1 pseudogene is annotated in these 271 nt (G+C 69.7%); it reads left to right on the top strand.

The annotated features are described in order from the left end of the window. Positions 1 to 100 precede the first annotated feature (100 nt). Positions 101 to 271, top strand: a pseudogene (locus P3W75_RS21800) (tellurite resistance TerB family protein); the annotation flags it as partial.

The raw sequence follows: 271 nt of genomic DNA, 5'->3' as shown, positions 1-271 counted from the left end.
CATGGCGCGCCCCAGCAATATCCCGAAGCATTCTCCCCCAGCACCCCCGCGGCCCCGGGCGCTAGAGTCGAGGTTTCCGCCAACCACCCAGGAGACCGCCATGAACACCCGTGGCCTGCTCGACCAGCTACTCAAATCCGGCCAGGAACTGCTGCAGAACAAGGGTCTCGCCCAGCAGGGCGGCCAAAGTACCCAGGGGCAGGGCGCCCAGGGCAAGGGCGGCCTGGATATCGGCAGCCTGCTCTCCGGCGCCGGTGGCGGCGCCCTGGCC

This window comes from Pseudomonas citronellolis (assembly GCF_029335315.1).
Taxonomy (GTDB): Bacteria; Pseudomonadota; Gammaproteobacteria; order Pseudomonadales; family Pseudomonadaceae; genus Pseudomonas; species Pseudomonas citronellolis_A.
The sequence above is the reverse complement of the archived record's forward strand: the minus strand, read 5'-3'. Positions and strand labels throughout refer to the sequence as shown.